The following is a 14,361-nucleotide window of genomic DNA, read 5'->3' on the forward strand; positions in this document are numbered from 1 at the left end:
TGATAGGAAACTAAACTTATTATTCTACATTTTGTACTTGTTCTCTCAGCTTCTCAAGTGTTGATTTCAATTCCACAACTAAGGTCGCAATAAGGGAATCATTTGCTTTTGAACCAATTGTGTTCACTTCCCTGTTCATTTCCTGGATCATGAAATCCAATTTCCTGCCTACCTGCCCTTCATTCAACAAGGTGGAATGAAAGTACTGGATATGACTATTAAGTCTCGTCAATTCCTCTGTAATATCGGATTTATCTGCAAAGATTGCCACTTCCGTCAGTATGCGACTTTCATCCAGTGACGTTTCATTGTATTCGACAATCCTCTTTCTTAATCGTTCTCTATAGAGATTGACCACTTCAGGTGCTTGATTGGTCAGTTCGATCACATTCAGTTCAAATTGTTGGAGATGAGTGAGAAAATCTTTCCTGAGGAGCTCACCTTCTTTCTCCCGCATCTTTCTCAGTTCCATTGCTGCTTCATCTACAGCTTTTAATACCAATTGCTCAAGTTCTTCATTTTCCTCTTCCATTTCTTCAATCATGACAAATTCTTCCCTGTTCAAGAGATGGGATAATTGTACTTCTTCTTTTAAAGAAAAGGTTTCTTTCACTTTATTTACTAACTGATAATAATCTTGAATGAGCTTCCAGTCAATATGTAGGTTTTTATGTACGAGGCCATCACCACTTATGGTAATGAATATATCTACTTTCCCTCTTTTTACGAAATGGGAAACTTGTTTCTTAATTTTTTCCTCCAGCTTTAATAATTGACGTGGCATTCTAATATAACACTCACTGAATCTGTGATTAACGGATTTCATTTCAACCGTTACAGAATGTTGTTCAGACTCTACTTTGCTTCTTCCAAAGCCTGTCATACTGACAACCATTACGATCACATCCAATCCTTTGACGGTATACGTATGTAGAACAACGCTGAATTCACTATCATATTATGTTGTAAATCTGCGAAAGGAATCACAACACATCACAACGATATAAAAAAGGTAATAGAGGATTTTCTCTATTACCTTTTGGATTATACCACATTTCACTGTTTTTTTCTTGCAAAAAATGACCCTGCCAATAAAAACGTTGGAACTGAACTTAAACCGATGATCAAGAGCCAGTCCTTGATAGCAATCGGTACGGTGTGGAAAATAGGCTGCAGTGAAGGTACATAGATGACTATGAGCATCAATACAAGGGAAGATAGAACAGCTAAAACAAGATACATGTTACCGAAAGGATTTCTTGAGAACACGGACACTTCACTTCGACAATCGAATACATGGATCAGTTGAGCCATGACCAATGTCGAGAATGCGACGGTTTGAGCATATGCCAAATGATCCGGGTGGGTCTTGTACGATAGCATGAATGCAAGTAAGGTTGCCCCACCGATCAGGAATCCCCTGGAGACGACTTTCCAGCCAAGCCCCCTTGCAAATACTCCTTCTTTCGGGTGTCTCGGCTTTCTCTTCATGACATCATCTTCCGGCTTATCAAGGCCAAGTGCCATAGCTGGCAGACCATCTGTTACAAGGTTGACCCATAATATTTGGATTGGAACCAATGGCAGCGGAAGAGCAAGGATCATAGCAAAAAGCATGACAAGTATTTCACCTACATTTGATGCAAGAAGATACCGGATGAATTTTCGGATATTTTCATATATGTTCCTGCCTTCCTGAATCGCCGATTTGATTGTTGCAAAGTTATCATCCAGCAGAACCAATGAAGATGATTCCTTCGAAACGTCCGTCCCTGTTATCCCCATCGCCACTCCGATGTCTGAGGTTTTTATCGCAGGGGCATCATTTACTCCGTCACCGGTCATGGCTACGACATGTCCCCTGTTTTGCAGGGCTTTGACGATTTTTAATTTATGCTCAGGTGACACACGGGCAAACACCGAAACTTCATCTACTATTTCTTCCAACTCATGTATTTCCATTTGGTTTAGTGCCTTTCCATCCAGTACGCGGTCCTTATTCTTCAAAATCCCCAGCTGCTTGGCAATGGCTGTCGCAGTTAAAACATGGTCCCCGGTAATCATAACGGTCTTAATACCGGCTGCACGGCACTCTTTTACAGCCCGCTTCACCTCAGGCCTCGGCGGATCGATCATTCCTTGTAAACCGATGAAGGTTATGCCTTCTTCAATGTCCGATTCCGTTAATGTCTCCACGGCCCTATCCTTGATCGGTTTATACGCAATGGCAATATTTCTGAGAGCATTGGAAGACATGTCACGGATGGCTTCCTCCACTTTTCCCGCTATCTCTGACGATTTCCCTTGTATTCTTCCTTCCCAAAGGAACGACTCACTCTTCCCTACCAAAACATCTGGCGCACCTTTGGTGACAGAGAAGTACTTACCATTTTGATCGACCGCGATGATACTCATCATCTTTCTGGTAGAATCAAAGGGGAACTCTTTCACAATCGTAAATTTTTTCTGTAAGGATTCTCTTGAAAGTCCTGCCTTCAAACCAGCAACAAGCAGGGCTCCTTCAGTGGGATCGCCATCGACGAAAAAGCTTTCTTCACGGGTTACCAGTTCTGCATGATTACAGAGCATTCCAAACGTTAATAATTGATGTAAAGTATTTTCACTGTGAGGAGTGACCCTTCGTTCCCCGTTATAAAATTGTCCATCCGGTTCGTATCCTGTTCCCGTTACCGTCCACGTTCTTCCTCCGCTCCAGAGGTGGGTAACCGTCATCTTATTTTGAGTCAAGGTTCCTGTTTTATCCGAGCAAATCACCGACGCACATCCTAAGGTTTCCACTGCCGGAAGCTTGCGGACGATGGCCTTTTTCTTTATCATTCTTTGAACACCAAGTGAAAGGGCGACCGTCACAATAGCAGGTAATCCTTCCGGTATGGCGGCAACAGCCAGTGAAACTCCTGCCAGGAACATAGTGTACATATCATGTCCCTGGATCACACCGATTCCCACGACCAAAGCCGTCAGTATGAGGGCAACCGTAATAAGGATCTTACCTAACTCCTCCAGTCTTCTCTGCAGTGGGGTCGTCATGGTTTCAGCCTTTTGGATCATATCCGCGATCTGCCCCATGGCTGTCTTCATACCAATCGATGTCACGACGCCGATACCGTTTCCACGTGTAACCATCGTTCCCATAAACCCCATGTTTTCTAAATCTCCGAGACTCATATTTTCTCCACTGAGTGGTTTTGTGGATTTAGTAACGGGGACAGACTCCCCTGTAAGTGCCGATTCCTCTATTTCAAGGTTATTCGCTTCGATAAGACGCACATCCGCACCTATTCTGTCTCCACTTCCGAAACGAATGATGTCCCCGATCATTACTTCTTTTGAGACAATCTTCAACCACTTTCCGTCTCTCAGGACCGACACTTGTGGTGCAGAAAGCTCCTTTAAAGCCTGCAGGGATCTTTCCGCTTTCCGTTCTTGGAAAAACCCTAAAAACCCGTTAATAAGTACAATCGCAATAATGGCGATCGCATCGATATATTCCCCTAGCAATCCAGAAATGAGAGTGGCTGCCAATAACACGAGAACCATAAAATCCTTGAATTGACTGAAAAATAATAGCAATGCCGATTGCTTCTCAGCTTCCTCCAATTGATTGTACCCATACTGCTTACGTCTTTGCGCTACTTCATCTGCTGAAAGCCCTTCTTGATAATTAGTATTTAGTGACTGCTCTATGTCCTCTTGTCTCATCTCATGAAATTTCATGCAACCATGTCACTCTCCTCCTACGATACGAAAAGTTGTCCTTCTCATAGCATTCTTATTCAGACTCGTCCTAAAAAATGATATGATTTATGTATGTTTTGCATTTTAGCTTCCGGAGCGGTAAAATCGGTTACATTTGATACTTTCAAGACATCGCCAGGACAAAAGTCAAACTATATTGAAATCGTAAAGAGCAGAGGATGTTATATATGTCATTTGATGGATTATTTACAAGGAACATGACGAAAGAATTGAATGAAAACTTATTAAACGGACGAATCAATAAAATACATCAACCCTATAAAAATGAAATCATCATGATCGTACGGGCAAATGGTAAAAATCACAAAGTCCTTTTATCTGCCCACCCCAGTTACTCACGGGTTCAATTGACCAATGAAAACTATGAAAATCCATCGGTCCCACCTATGTTTTGTATGCTGTTGAGAAAACATCTTGAAGGTTATATTATCGAGGGAATCAATCAGTTGGAATTGGATCGGATGATCATCTTTGAAGTGAAGGGAAGAAACGAGATCGGGGATGTTTCTTATAAGCAACTCATTATTGAAGTAATGGGTCGTCATAGTAACATCATTTTAGTGGATAAAGAACGTAATATGATCCTCGATAGCATCAAGCATATTTCACCAAGCATGAATACACACAGAACCGTATTACCAGGACATTCGTATATACTGCCTCCACAGCAGGACAAGGTAAATCCTCTTGAAGCAACAAGTGATGATGTCCTAAGGGCTCTTGATTTCAATTCCGGCAAGCTCGACAAGCAGATCGTTCAATCTTTCGCAGGGATCTCTCCACTCTTTGCGAAAGAGATCGTTCACCACGCTGGTATTGGAAACCGTTCTACCATCGCTGAGTCATTCCTTACAATGATTCAAAAAGCAAAAGTTCATGATACGACGCCAACCCTCATCAGTGGCGACAAGGAAACATTTTATTGGATGGACCTTGCACATCTTCAAGGTGAGAAACAAACCTTTCCATCCTTGAGTGAATTACTGGACAGGTTCTTCTATCAAAAGGCAGCAAGAGATCGAGTCAAACAGCAAGGGAATGACCTGGAGCGATTTATTCGAAACGAACGTGATAAAAATGTCAATAAAATCGAAAAGCTGAAGCAGACGCTTGAGGATGCCCAACAAGCAGACCGCTATCAATTACTCGGAGAACTCCTAACCTCGAATTTATATGCAGTAGAACGAGGCATGAAGGAAGTCAGCGTAGTCAATTACTATGATGAAAACGGTGAGAGTATCACGATTCCACTCAACCCTCAAAAATCACCTTCCGATAACGCTCAGAATTATTTCTCTCGTTATCAAAAAGCGAAGAATGCCGTTAACATCGTCCATGAGCAAATTGACAAAGCAAAGGAAGAGATCGTATATCTTGAACAATTATTACAACAATTAGAGTCGGCTTCCACTAAAGACGTAGAAGAAATCAGGGAAGAGCTTGAAGAGGAAGGCTACCTCAGGGCACGTAAGCAAATGAAAAAGAAAAAAGTTAATATGAAGCCTGTACTTGAACACTACACATCAAGTGACGGGACGCAAATCCTGGTAGGTAAAAACAATAAACAAAACGACTATCTAACCAACCGGGTTGCCGGAAGAGAAGAGATCTGGCTCCATACCAAGGATATCCCCGGTTCGCACGTAGTCATCAAAAGTACGAAGCCTTCCGAGCAAACCATCAAGGAAGCGGCCAATATTGCAGCTTACTTCAGTAAAGCACGCGAATCCAGCTCGGTTCCTGTTGATTTCACAGAAGTCAAACAAGTGAAAAAACCAAAAGGCGCCAAACCTGGATTTGTCATTTATGAAGGGCAGCAAACGGTATATGTGACACCTGATTTGGACCTCGTTCGTTCATTGAAGGGTTGAATAATCCAGGAAGCACTTCCACTCAGGCCATGTATTGGCCTGGAGTGGGAGTGTATTTTTGTTGCTAATTAATATAAAAAAAGCAACTCACCAGCGAGTTGCTTTCACTTTTACATTCTCCAATTCTCCGGATCTTCTTTCCAAAGCTTTAATTGTTCCAGTTCATCTTCACGAATGATCTCTTTTTCGACCGCTACTTCCAGTAAAGATGAATAATCAGATAAAGTATAGGATTGAATGTCGTGTTCATTCAGCATTTTTTCCCCTTTATCCAGTCCGTATGTGAAGATCGCGACTACTCCCAATACGTCACATCCCGCTTCTCTTAAGGCGTCAACTGCTGTTATACAGCTCCCTCCCGTTGAGATGAGGTCTTCCACAACAACAACCTTTTGACCTGGAGCCGCAATTCCTTCAATCTGTTTTCCTTTTCCGTGGGCTTTTGCTTTTGACCGGACATAACACATGGGAAGGTTTAATTTCTCACTGACCCAGGCTGCATGCGGAATTCCAGCGGTCGCTGTCCCGGCTATGACTTCTGCATCTGGAAAGTGCTGTTGAACCATTTTGGACAGCCCTTCTGCGATGTCGTTCCGTACGGACGGATAAGACAGTGTCAGCCGATTGTCACAATAGATTGGGGACTTTATTCCCGATGACCATGTAAAAGGTTCATTGGGGTTTAAATATACGGCTTCGATCTCCAATAATTGTTTTGCGATTGCATGTTTCATGCATTAGCCTCCCATTCATGTACGATTCTTTCATACGCAAGCACCGGATTTTCGGCAGCTGTAATACTTCTTCCGACCACTATGTAGGAAGAACCTAATTCTCTTGCCAAGTGTGGCGTAGTGACCCTTTTTTGATCTCCTGCTTGATCATTTGCTAAGCGGATCCCGGGAGTGACACGTAAAAAATCATTTCCGCAATGTTCACTTATCAAGGAAGCCTCATGAGGTGAACATACAACTCCATCCAGACCTGCTTGTTTTGCAAGAGTCGCATAGTGTAAGACAGATTCATTGATAGTAGTAGGGATCAATTGTTCTTTCTGCATTTGTGCTTCTGTAGTCGATGTCAACTGTGTAACGGCAATCAGCTGAGCCCGTTTATGATTGACCGGAGTTCCCGCGTACAAACCCTCAAGCGCCTTTTCCATCATTACACCGCCACCTGCAGCATGTACATTAAGCAACTCCAGGTCAAACCCGGCAAGTCCCTTCATGGCTCCATAAACTGTGTTGGGAATATCATGAAGCTTCAAGTCCAGGAAAATCCGATGATTCTTACTTAAGATCTTCTCCAGGATCACCGGTCCATTTTGAAGGTACAGCTCCATCCCCACTTTTACATTTAGACTCTCTGAAAACAGATTCAAAAAGTCTGATGTCCTTTCCCATGTCGGAAAATCAAGAGCTATAAACGGTTTTGGATTCATGCTTCCCCCAGCTCCTTCCGGTTAATTGAGAAATATGGTCGACTCCAAGTTCATCAAGCAATGGAGGTAAATCGCTTATAATGGTTTTACACACGAACGGGTCAACAAAGTTGGCTGTTCCGACTGCAATCGCGCTTGCCCCTGCATAGAAGTATTCGATAACATCTTCAGCCGACTGAATTCCACCCATTCCTATGATTGGAAGATCCACTTGTTGACTCACTTCATAAATCATCCGGATGGCTACTGGTTTAATCGCAGGTCCCGATAATCCCCCTGTTTTATTCGCCAGGATCGGCTTCCCGGTCTTCAAATCCAATCTCATGCCAAGCAGGGTATTGATCATGGTCAACCCATCCGCGCCCCCTGCTTCAACGGCCTTTGCCATCTCAACGATATTCGCCACGTTCGGTGATAGCTTTACATAAAGTGGAACCTGTGAGACTTCTTTGACCCTTTCAGTTAATTCTTTCGCCACTTCAGGAATGGTCCCGAATGCGATTCCACCCGTTTTTACATTTGGACAGGAGATATTCAGTTCCAGCGCAGCCACGTTATCTGCAGAAGAAATAACCCTTGCTACTTCAACATAATCCTCAACCTGGGAACCTGCCACGTTTGCGATGATTGGCACATCATATTGTGAGAGCCATGGGAGTTCCTTTTCCATCACCCCGGTAAGCCCAGGATTTTGTAACCCGATAGCGTTCAGCATGCCGCCGTTCGTTTCAGCAACCCTCGGAGTCGGATTTCCAAAACGGGCCTCTTCCGTCGTCGCTTTGATCATGATGGCTCCAAGCTCGCTTAAATCATAGAACTGACTATATTCGCGTCCAAAGCCAAAGCAGCCTGAAGCCGGCATAACCGGGTTCTTTAATGATAATCCAGGTAATTCGACTTGCAATGATCTCATAAAAGCACCTCCCCAACTGGAAAAACCGGTCCGTCACTGCATACTTTCACATAACTTGTGCCATCTGGATCATCCTGTTTATGACAAACACAGGCGAAACATGCGCCGATTCCACAGCCCATCCGTTCTTCTAATGAAATGAAGCCCCGTTTGTCCATCAATTGTGATTCCAACGCCTTCAGCATCGGTGTCGGACCACATGAATAAAACACATCAAAGGCTGGTTTTTCATCCCGGATAACATCTGTTACAAATCCTGTTGTACCACTCGATCCGTCTACAGTGGCGACATACGTGTCCCCAAGCTCCCTGAACCTGTTTTCATAAAAGCTCACGGCTTCATTTTGAAAGCCGAGGATATGCTTCACTTTCCACCCATTCTCCACAAGCTTTTTGGAAAGTCCGTAGAGAGGAGGAACCCCAATTCCTCCACCTATCAACAGTGCGGTCTTACTTCCTTCTTCCACGGAGAAGCCATTGCCCAGTGGCCCCAATACGTCGACCTTTCCACTCCTTTCCACCTGGGAAAGGAGTCTTGTGCCTTTTCCTTCAGCACGGTAGATCAACGTCATAGTCTGCTCTTCCTGGTTGTGAGAAGCGATGGATATCGGCCTTCTGAGTAGAGGGTCGATTCCCGTCCCTGTCTTCACGTGCACAAACTGGCCGGGTGCCGTTATTTCACCTACCAACTCTCCTCGAAGGACGAGTTCAAAGATGTTTTCAGCTATTCTTTCATGTGAAAGCACCACCATCTTTTCATTTACGATCATTGAAATACCGCCTCTTTCGTTTTCACTTGTGCTGGTAATGCCTCTGCCGAGAAGGTCATCGATTCAATCACTCTCAGGATGGCTTCTGCAGTATCCAAAGACGTTAGACAAGGGATGCCGTTCTCAACTGATTCTCTTCGGATCCTGAATCCATCACGTGCCGGCTGCTTCCCTTTAGTCAACGTATTGATGACCAGCTGTGTTTCTCCGCTCTGGATGATATCCAGCAATGTAGGTCCGTTGGACCCGATTTTATCCACTTCACGAACAGGGATACCCACTTTTGTCAGTTGTTCGGCAGTTCCCTTTGTTGCGAGGATTTGATACCCGATATCGATAAATCGTTGTGCTAAGTGAACCGCTTCATCCTTGTCCTTATCGGCTACTGTCATGAGCACGGATCCATATTCTTTCATTTGCATACCAGCTGCGACCATCCCTTTGTATAGGGCTTTTTCCAATGTCAGATCTTTCCCCATTACTTCACCTGTCGATTTCATTTCAGGTCCGAGTGTTATATCCACCCTTCTTAGTTTCGCGAACGAGAAGACAGGGACTTTCACGTATACTCCATGCTTTTCAGGGATTAGTCCTGACTCATATCCCTGTTCTTTCAGAGAAATCCCCAGGATGGACTTCGTTGCTATATTGGCCATTGGTACATTCGTAATTTTACTAATAAAAGGTACTGTCCGACTGGAGCGCGGATTCACTTCAAGGACAAATACTTCGCCTTTAGAGATGACATATTGGATATTCAATAAGCCTACGATGTTTAAGCCTTTTGCAAGTCTCGTCGTGTAATCGACTATGGTTTGTTTCTGTTCCTGCGTAAGCTGTTGCGGAGGATACACTGCTATGGAATCTCCAGAGTGAACTCCGGCACGCTCGATATGCTCCATGATTCCCGGGATGACTACGTCTCTTCCATCTGAAATCGCATCCACCTCGATTTCTTTACCGATCAAGTACCGATCGATTAATACTGGATGCTGTGGGTTGACCTTTACTGCATTCTTCATGTATTGAAGAAGCTCTTCTTCACGGTAGACGATTTCCATGGCTCTTCCACCAAGGACGTATGACGGTCTGACAAGGACCGGATAACCGATGTTTGTTGCAATTTCAAGTGCACCTTCTACAGATACGGCCGTTTTCCCTTCCGGTTGAGGGATGCCGAGTTCGTTCAATGTATGTTCGAATTTATCTCGGTTCTCTGCACGATCAAGATCCTCAAGTGATGTACCAAGAATCTTTACGCCTCTTCTGACAAGCTCTTCTGCAAGATTGATGGCTGTCTGCCCACCGAACTGAACGACGACTCCCTTTGGCTTTTCAAGATCGATGATGTGCATCACATCTTCCACAGTCAGAGGCTCGAAGTATAATTTATCCGAAATACTGAAGTCAGTGGATACGGTTTCCGGATTATTATTCACGATGATCGCTTCATAACCAGCTTCTTTAATCGCCCATACAGAGTGGACCGTTGCATAATCGAACTCAACGCCCTGTCCGATCCTGATAGGTCCTGAGCCTAGGACGATGACACTTTCACGCTCAGTCACTCTGGATTCATTCTCATCTTCATAAGTTCCATAGAAGTAAGGTGTTTCTGATTCAAACTCCGCCGCACACGTATCGACCATTTTATAGACCGGTGTAAGGCCATTCTCTTTTCTCCACTGATAGACATCAGCTTCTGTGCTCTTCCATAGATTTGCCAGGGTGATATCCGAGAAGCCCATTCGCTTGGCTTTCTGTACTAGTTCAAGGTTGTATGGATTCTGTGATAGTTCCTTTTCAAACTCTATGATTTTATTCATTTTATATAGGAAGAAGAGATCGATTTTGCTCCATTCATGAATGGTTTCGATCGTCACACCCCTTCTAAGCGCTTCTCCGATATAGAAAAGTCGTTCGTCTCCGGCTTTGCGTATCCTTTTCTCGATCCACTCATCTGTAAATTCGTGTGCATCACTTAATTCCATGTGATACGTATTGCTTTCAAGGGAGCGGATCGCTTTAAGTAGGGATTCCTCGAAGGTCCTGCCAATTGCCATGACTTCACCGGTTGCTTTCATCTGAGTACCGAGGTTACGCTTAGCAGCTTCAAATTTATCAAATGGCCATCTCGGGATTTTGGTCACCACATAATCCAGTGCAGGCTCAAATGAAGCATATGTTTTCCCTGTCACAGGATTCATCATTTCATCCAGTGTAAGACCAACTGCAATCTTCGCCGCGAGCTTCGCGATTGGATACCCCGTCGCTTTAGATGCAAGTGCTGATGATCTGCTCACCCGTGGATTCACCTCGATGATGTAATACTGGAAGCTGTCCGGATCAAGGGCAAGCTGAACGTTACAGCCTCCTTCGATCCCCAACTCACGGATAATATCCAAACTTGTATTTCGTAGCATTTGATACTCTCTGTCACTTAAGGTTTGACTTGGTGCCACTACGATCGAGTCTCCTGTATGAATCCCGACCGGGTCGATGTTTTCCATGTTACATACCACGATGGCATTATCGGCTGCATCTCTCATGACCTCGTATTCTATTTCTTTAAAGCCTGCAATGCTTTTCTCGAGGAGACATTGAGTTACAGGGCTATATTTCAATCCTGAGCCTACAGTCTCGACCAGCTCATCTTCATTGTGACAGATTCCACCGCCTGTCCCCCCCAGTGTATAAGCAGGGCGGACGATGACAGGGTAACCCACTTCTTCCACAAAGGTATAGGCTTCATCCAGTGTATGAATGATTTCACTTTCAGGTACAGGCTCACCCATTTCATTCATCAAGTTCCTGAACAGGTCACGATCTTCCGCTTTCTCGATAGCGGAAAGTTTCGTGCCGAGAATTTCAACTCCACATTCTTCCAATACTCCTGATTTAGCAAGTTCAACTGCCATGTTCAATCCAGTTTGGCCGCCTAATGTAGGCAGTAAGGCATCCGGACGCTCTTTACGGATGATTCTGCTGACAAATTCCAGTGTCAGTGGTTCGATGTATACTTTATCTGCCATTTCAGCGTCTGTCATGATGGTCGCAGGATTCGAGTTTACCAGAATGACTCTGTACCCTTCCTCTTTTAAAGCGATACAGGCTTGTGTTCCGGCATAATCGAATTCTGCCGCCTGTCCAATGATGATAGGTCCGCTTCCGATTACTAAGATGCTTTGGATGTCTGTACGTTTAGGCATGTTGAAGCTCCTTTCTTTTCTCTTCTTTCATAAGTTGTAAGAAATCATCGAATAAGTAATTTGAATCTTCTGGTCCTGGAGATGCTTCAGGGTGATACTGAACCGTAAAGGCAGGGAAGTCCAAGTGCTTCAAACCTTCCACCGTCCCATCGTTTACAGCCATGTGCGTTACCTGTAATCTTGTTCCTGCCAAAGATTTTTCATCCACAGCGTATCCGTGATTCTGAGAAGTCAGGGCGACTTTACCCGTTCTAAGATCTTTGACTGGGTGGTTACCCCCTCTGTGGCCAAATTTCATTTTGAAAGAGTCACCACCACAAGCCAGGGCAAATAATTGATGACCTAAACAAATTCCGAAAAGGGGAATTTCCCCCAGCAGCTCTTTAATCGTTTCAATCGCTGCAGGTACGTCTTTCGGATCCCCTGGGCCATTGGATAACATGATTCCATCAGGCTTCAACCTTCTGATTTCTTCTGCAGTAGTATCATAAGGAACCACAATCACGTCACAATCGCGCTTGTTTAATTCCCGCAAAATCCCATGCTTCATACCGAAATCCATCAACACTACACGGTGACCCCTTCCCGGGCTTGCATAGGCTGTTTTCGTGGACACCTGTTTTACCTGATCGGTCCTAAGCTTTGTATCATGCAATTTATCCAGCATATCCTGTGGATCTAATTCTGCAGAACAAATGATTCCTTTCATCGCTCCATGCTTTCTGATAATTCTTGTTAACTTTCTCGTATCGATATCTGAAATTCCTGGAATGCCTTTTACTTTGAGTAATTCGTCCAGTGTAGATTCGTTTCTCCAATTAGAAGGGAAGTCTGCCACTTCTCTTACTATGAACGCTTTGATTGCGGGAGTGATCGATTCAAAATCATCACGGTTGATTCCGTAGTTTCCTACAAGCGGATAGGTAAGGGTGACAAGCTGTCCGCAATAGGATGGATCGGATAAAATCTCCTGGTATCCAGTCATGCTTGTATTGAATACCACTTCACCGATGCTTTCTTCGTTTGCTCCAAATCCTTCTCCTACGAAAACTGTTCCATCATCTAATATGAGTTGTCTTTTCATTGTTCGTTTCCTCCTTCATTCCATACGAGAGATCCCTGATAAAACGTTGCTTTCGGAAAGCCTCTGCACTCCCACTCTTTGAATGGAGTGTTTTTCCCTTTTGATAAAAATTCAGCAGGGTCAATCAGCTTTTGTTTCTTTAAATCTATGAGCGTAAAGTCTGCTTCTCCTCCTACTTCCAGTAGTCCAAACGGAAGATTGAATGCAGAGCTCGGTTTAATGGTCATCCAGTCAATTAACTGTTTCAGTGTAAAGACTTCTTTTTCGACAAAGTGTGTATACAGTAAAGGAAAAGCGGTTTCCAACCCTACGATTCCAAATGGAGCAAGCTGCATGCCTTCTGACTTTTCTTCTTCTGTATGTGGTGCATGGTCGGTGGCGATGAAGTCAATCGTTCCGTCCAACAGCCCCTCGATCAGGGCTTGTCTATCCTCTTTACTCCTTAATGGAGGATTCATCTTGAAGTTGGGATCAAGTCCCGGAATATCGTCTTCTGATAGCAGAAGGTGATGCGGGGTTACTTCAGCTGTTACATTTATCCCTGCCTTCTTTGCATCACGGACCACCCTGACTGATTCTTTCGTCGATATATGACAGACGTGATAATGGACGCCGGCTGCTTCAGCCAAAAGCACATCCCGCGCGATATGTACCGCTTCACATATAGATGGTATTCCAGGAATGTCATGCTCTCTTGAAAATGTTCCTTCATGTACCGCACCTCCATAGATCAGCGTATTCTCTTCACAGTGCGCAACAATGGATGCACCGATGTCCGCTGCCTGTTTCATTGCTTCAAACATCGTTCCTGCAGATTGAACACCCACTCCATCATCGGTGAAAGCAAATGCACCGTTATTCTTTAAGGATGATAAATCATTGATTGTTTTTCCAATTTGGCGCTCTGTGATGGCAGCATAGGGTAGTACTCTGATACTTGCTGTTTCTGTAATTTTTTCGTTTAGGGACTGGAGGTTTTCCACCGAATCAGGTACGGGTCTTGTATTAGGCATAGCGGCGATAGTGGTGAATCCTCCCTTGGCTGCTGCACGCGTTCCTGTTTCGATCGTTTCTTTATGTTCACCGCCTGGTTCCCGTAAATGGACATGAAGATCGACAAATCCAGGGGAAAGCAATAACCCTTCTGCTTGGAATTCCTGGTGATGATCCCCCTTGATTTCTTGCCCAATCTCGATGATTTTCTTATCCTCCACTTTCACATCTACTTTTTCAAGGTCACCATTTTTTGTTAGAATGTGCGCATTTCGGATTATCCAGTTCATTTCATTTCCC

The 14,361-nt window shown here is 44.1% G+C and carries 10 protein-coding genes; 1 reads left to right on the plus strand and 9 read right to left on the minus strand.

What is annotated here, in order from left to right; translation table 11 throughout:
• Positions 1-19: 19 nt before the first annotated feature.
• Entirely contained in the window at positions 20-895 is an 876-nt protein-coding gene (locus LCL96_RS09760; RefSeq protein WP_224941179.1) for a YicC/YloC family endoribonuclease, read from the minus strand.
• Between the two features lie 161 nt (positions 896-1,056).
• Positions 1,057-3,738, minus strand: coding sequence for a cation-translocating P-type ATPase (locus LCL96_RS09765; RefSeq protein WP_224941180.1), 2,682 nt, complete (start codon positions 3,736-3,738; stop codon positions 1,057-1,059).
• A 209-nt stretch (positions 3,739-3,947) separates the two neighbouring features.
• Between LCL96_RS09765 and LCL96_RS09770 the strand changes: the two genes are divergently transcribed.
• Complete coding sequence (locus LCL96_RS09770; RefSeq protein ID WP_224941181.1) at positions 3,948-5,651, plus strand: NFACT family protein; 1,704 nt, start codon at positions 3,948-3,950, stop codon at positions 5,649-5,651.
• 110 nt (positions 5,652-5,761) lie between these two features.
• Here LCL96_RS09770 and pyrE read toward each other — a convergent pair whose 3' ends face one another.
• The 7 genes from pyrE to LCL96_RS09805 are packed head-to-tail and all read right to left on the minus strand — an operon-like array spanning position 5,762 to position 14,351.
• Positions 5,762-6,385, minus strand: coding sequence for an orotate phosphoribosyltransferase (gene pyrE, locus LCL96_RS09775; RefSeq protein ID WP_224941182.1), 624 nt, complete (start codon positions 6,383-6,385; stop codon positions 5,762-5,764).
• Positions 6,382-7,092: an orotidine-5'-phosphate decarboxylase gene (gene pyrF / locus LCL96_RS09780; RefSeq protein ID WP_224941183.1), complete on the minus strand. Its 711-nt coding sequence runs from the start codon at positions 7,090-7,092 to the stop codon at positions 6,382-6,384. The genes pyrE and pyrF overlap by 4 nt, the downstream gene beginning before the upstream one ends.
• Positions 7,064-8,005 carry a dihydroorotate dehydrogenase gene (locus LCL96_RS09785; protein WP_224941184.1) on the minus strand — a complete coding sequence of 314 codons (942 nt, stop codon included), beginning with the start codon at positions 8,003-8,005 and terminating at the stop codon, positions 7,064-7,066. Before LCL96_RS09785 ends, pyrF begins: the two co-directional genes overlap by 29 nt.
• Entirely contained in the window at positions 8,002-8,775 is a 774-nt protein-coding gene (locus tag LCL96_RS09790) for a dihydroorotate dehydrogenase electron transfer subunit (RefSeq protein WP_224941185.1), read from the minus strand. The genes LCL96_RS09785 and LCL96_RS09790 overlap by 4 nt, the downstream gene beginning before the upstream one ends.
• Positions 8,772-11,984, minus strand: coding sequence for a carbamoyl-phosphate synthase large subunit (carB, locus tag LCL96_RS09795; protein ID WP_224941186.1), 3,213 nt, complete (start codon positions 11,982-11,984; stop codon positions 8,772-8,774). The genes LCL96_RS09790 and carB overlap by 4 nt, the downstream gene beginning before the upstream one ends.
• Positions 11,977-13,068, minus strand: a complete 1,092-nt coding sequence (locus LCL96_RS09800; protein WP_224941187.1) for a carbamoyl phosphate synthase small subunit — start codon at positions 13,066-13,068, stop codon at positions 11,977-11,979. Before LCL96_RS09800 ends, carB begins: the two co-directional genes overlap by 8 nt.
• Positions 13,065-14,351, minus strand: a complete 1,287-nt coding sequence (locus tag LCL96_RS09805; protein ID WP_224941188.1) for a dihydroorotase — start codon at positions 14,349-14,351, stop codon at positions 13,065-13,067. Before LCL96_RS09805 ends, LCL96_RS09800 begins: the two co-directional genes overlap by 4 nt.
• Positions 14,352-14,361: the final 10 nt, after the last annotated feature.

Source organism: Rossellomorea aquimaris (assembly GCF_020172085.1).
In the GTDB taxonomy this organism is placed as follows: domain Bacteria; phylum Bacillota; class Bacilli; order Bacillales; family Bacillaceae_B; genus Rossellomorea; species Rossellomorea aquimaris_E.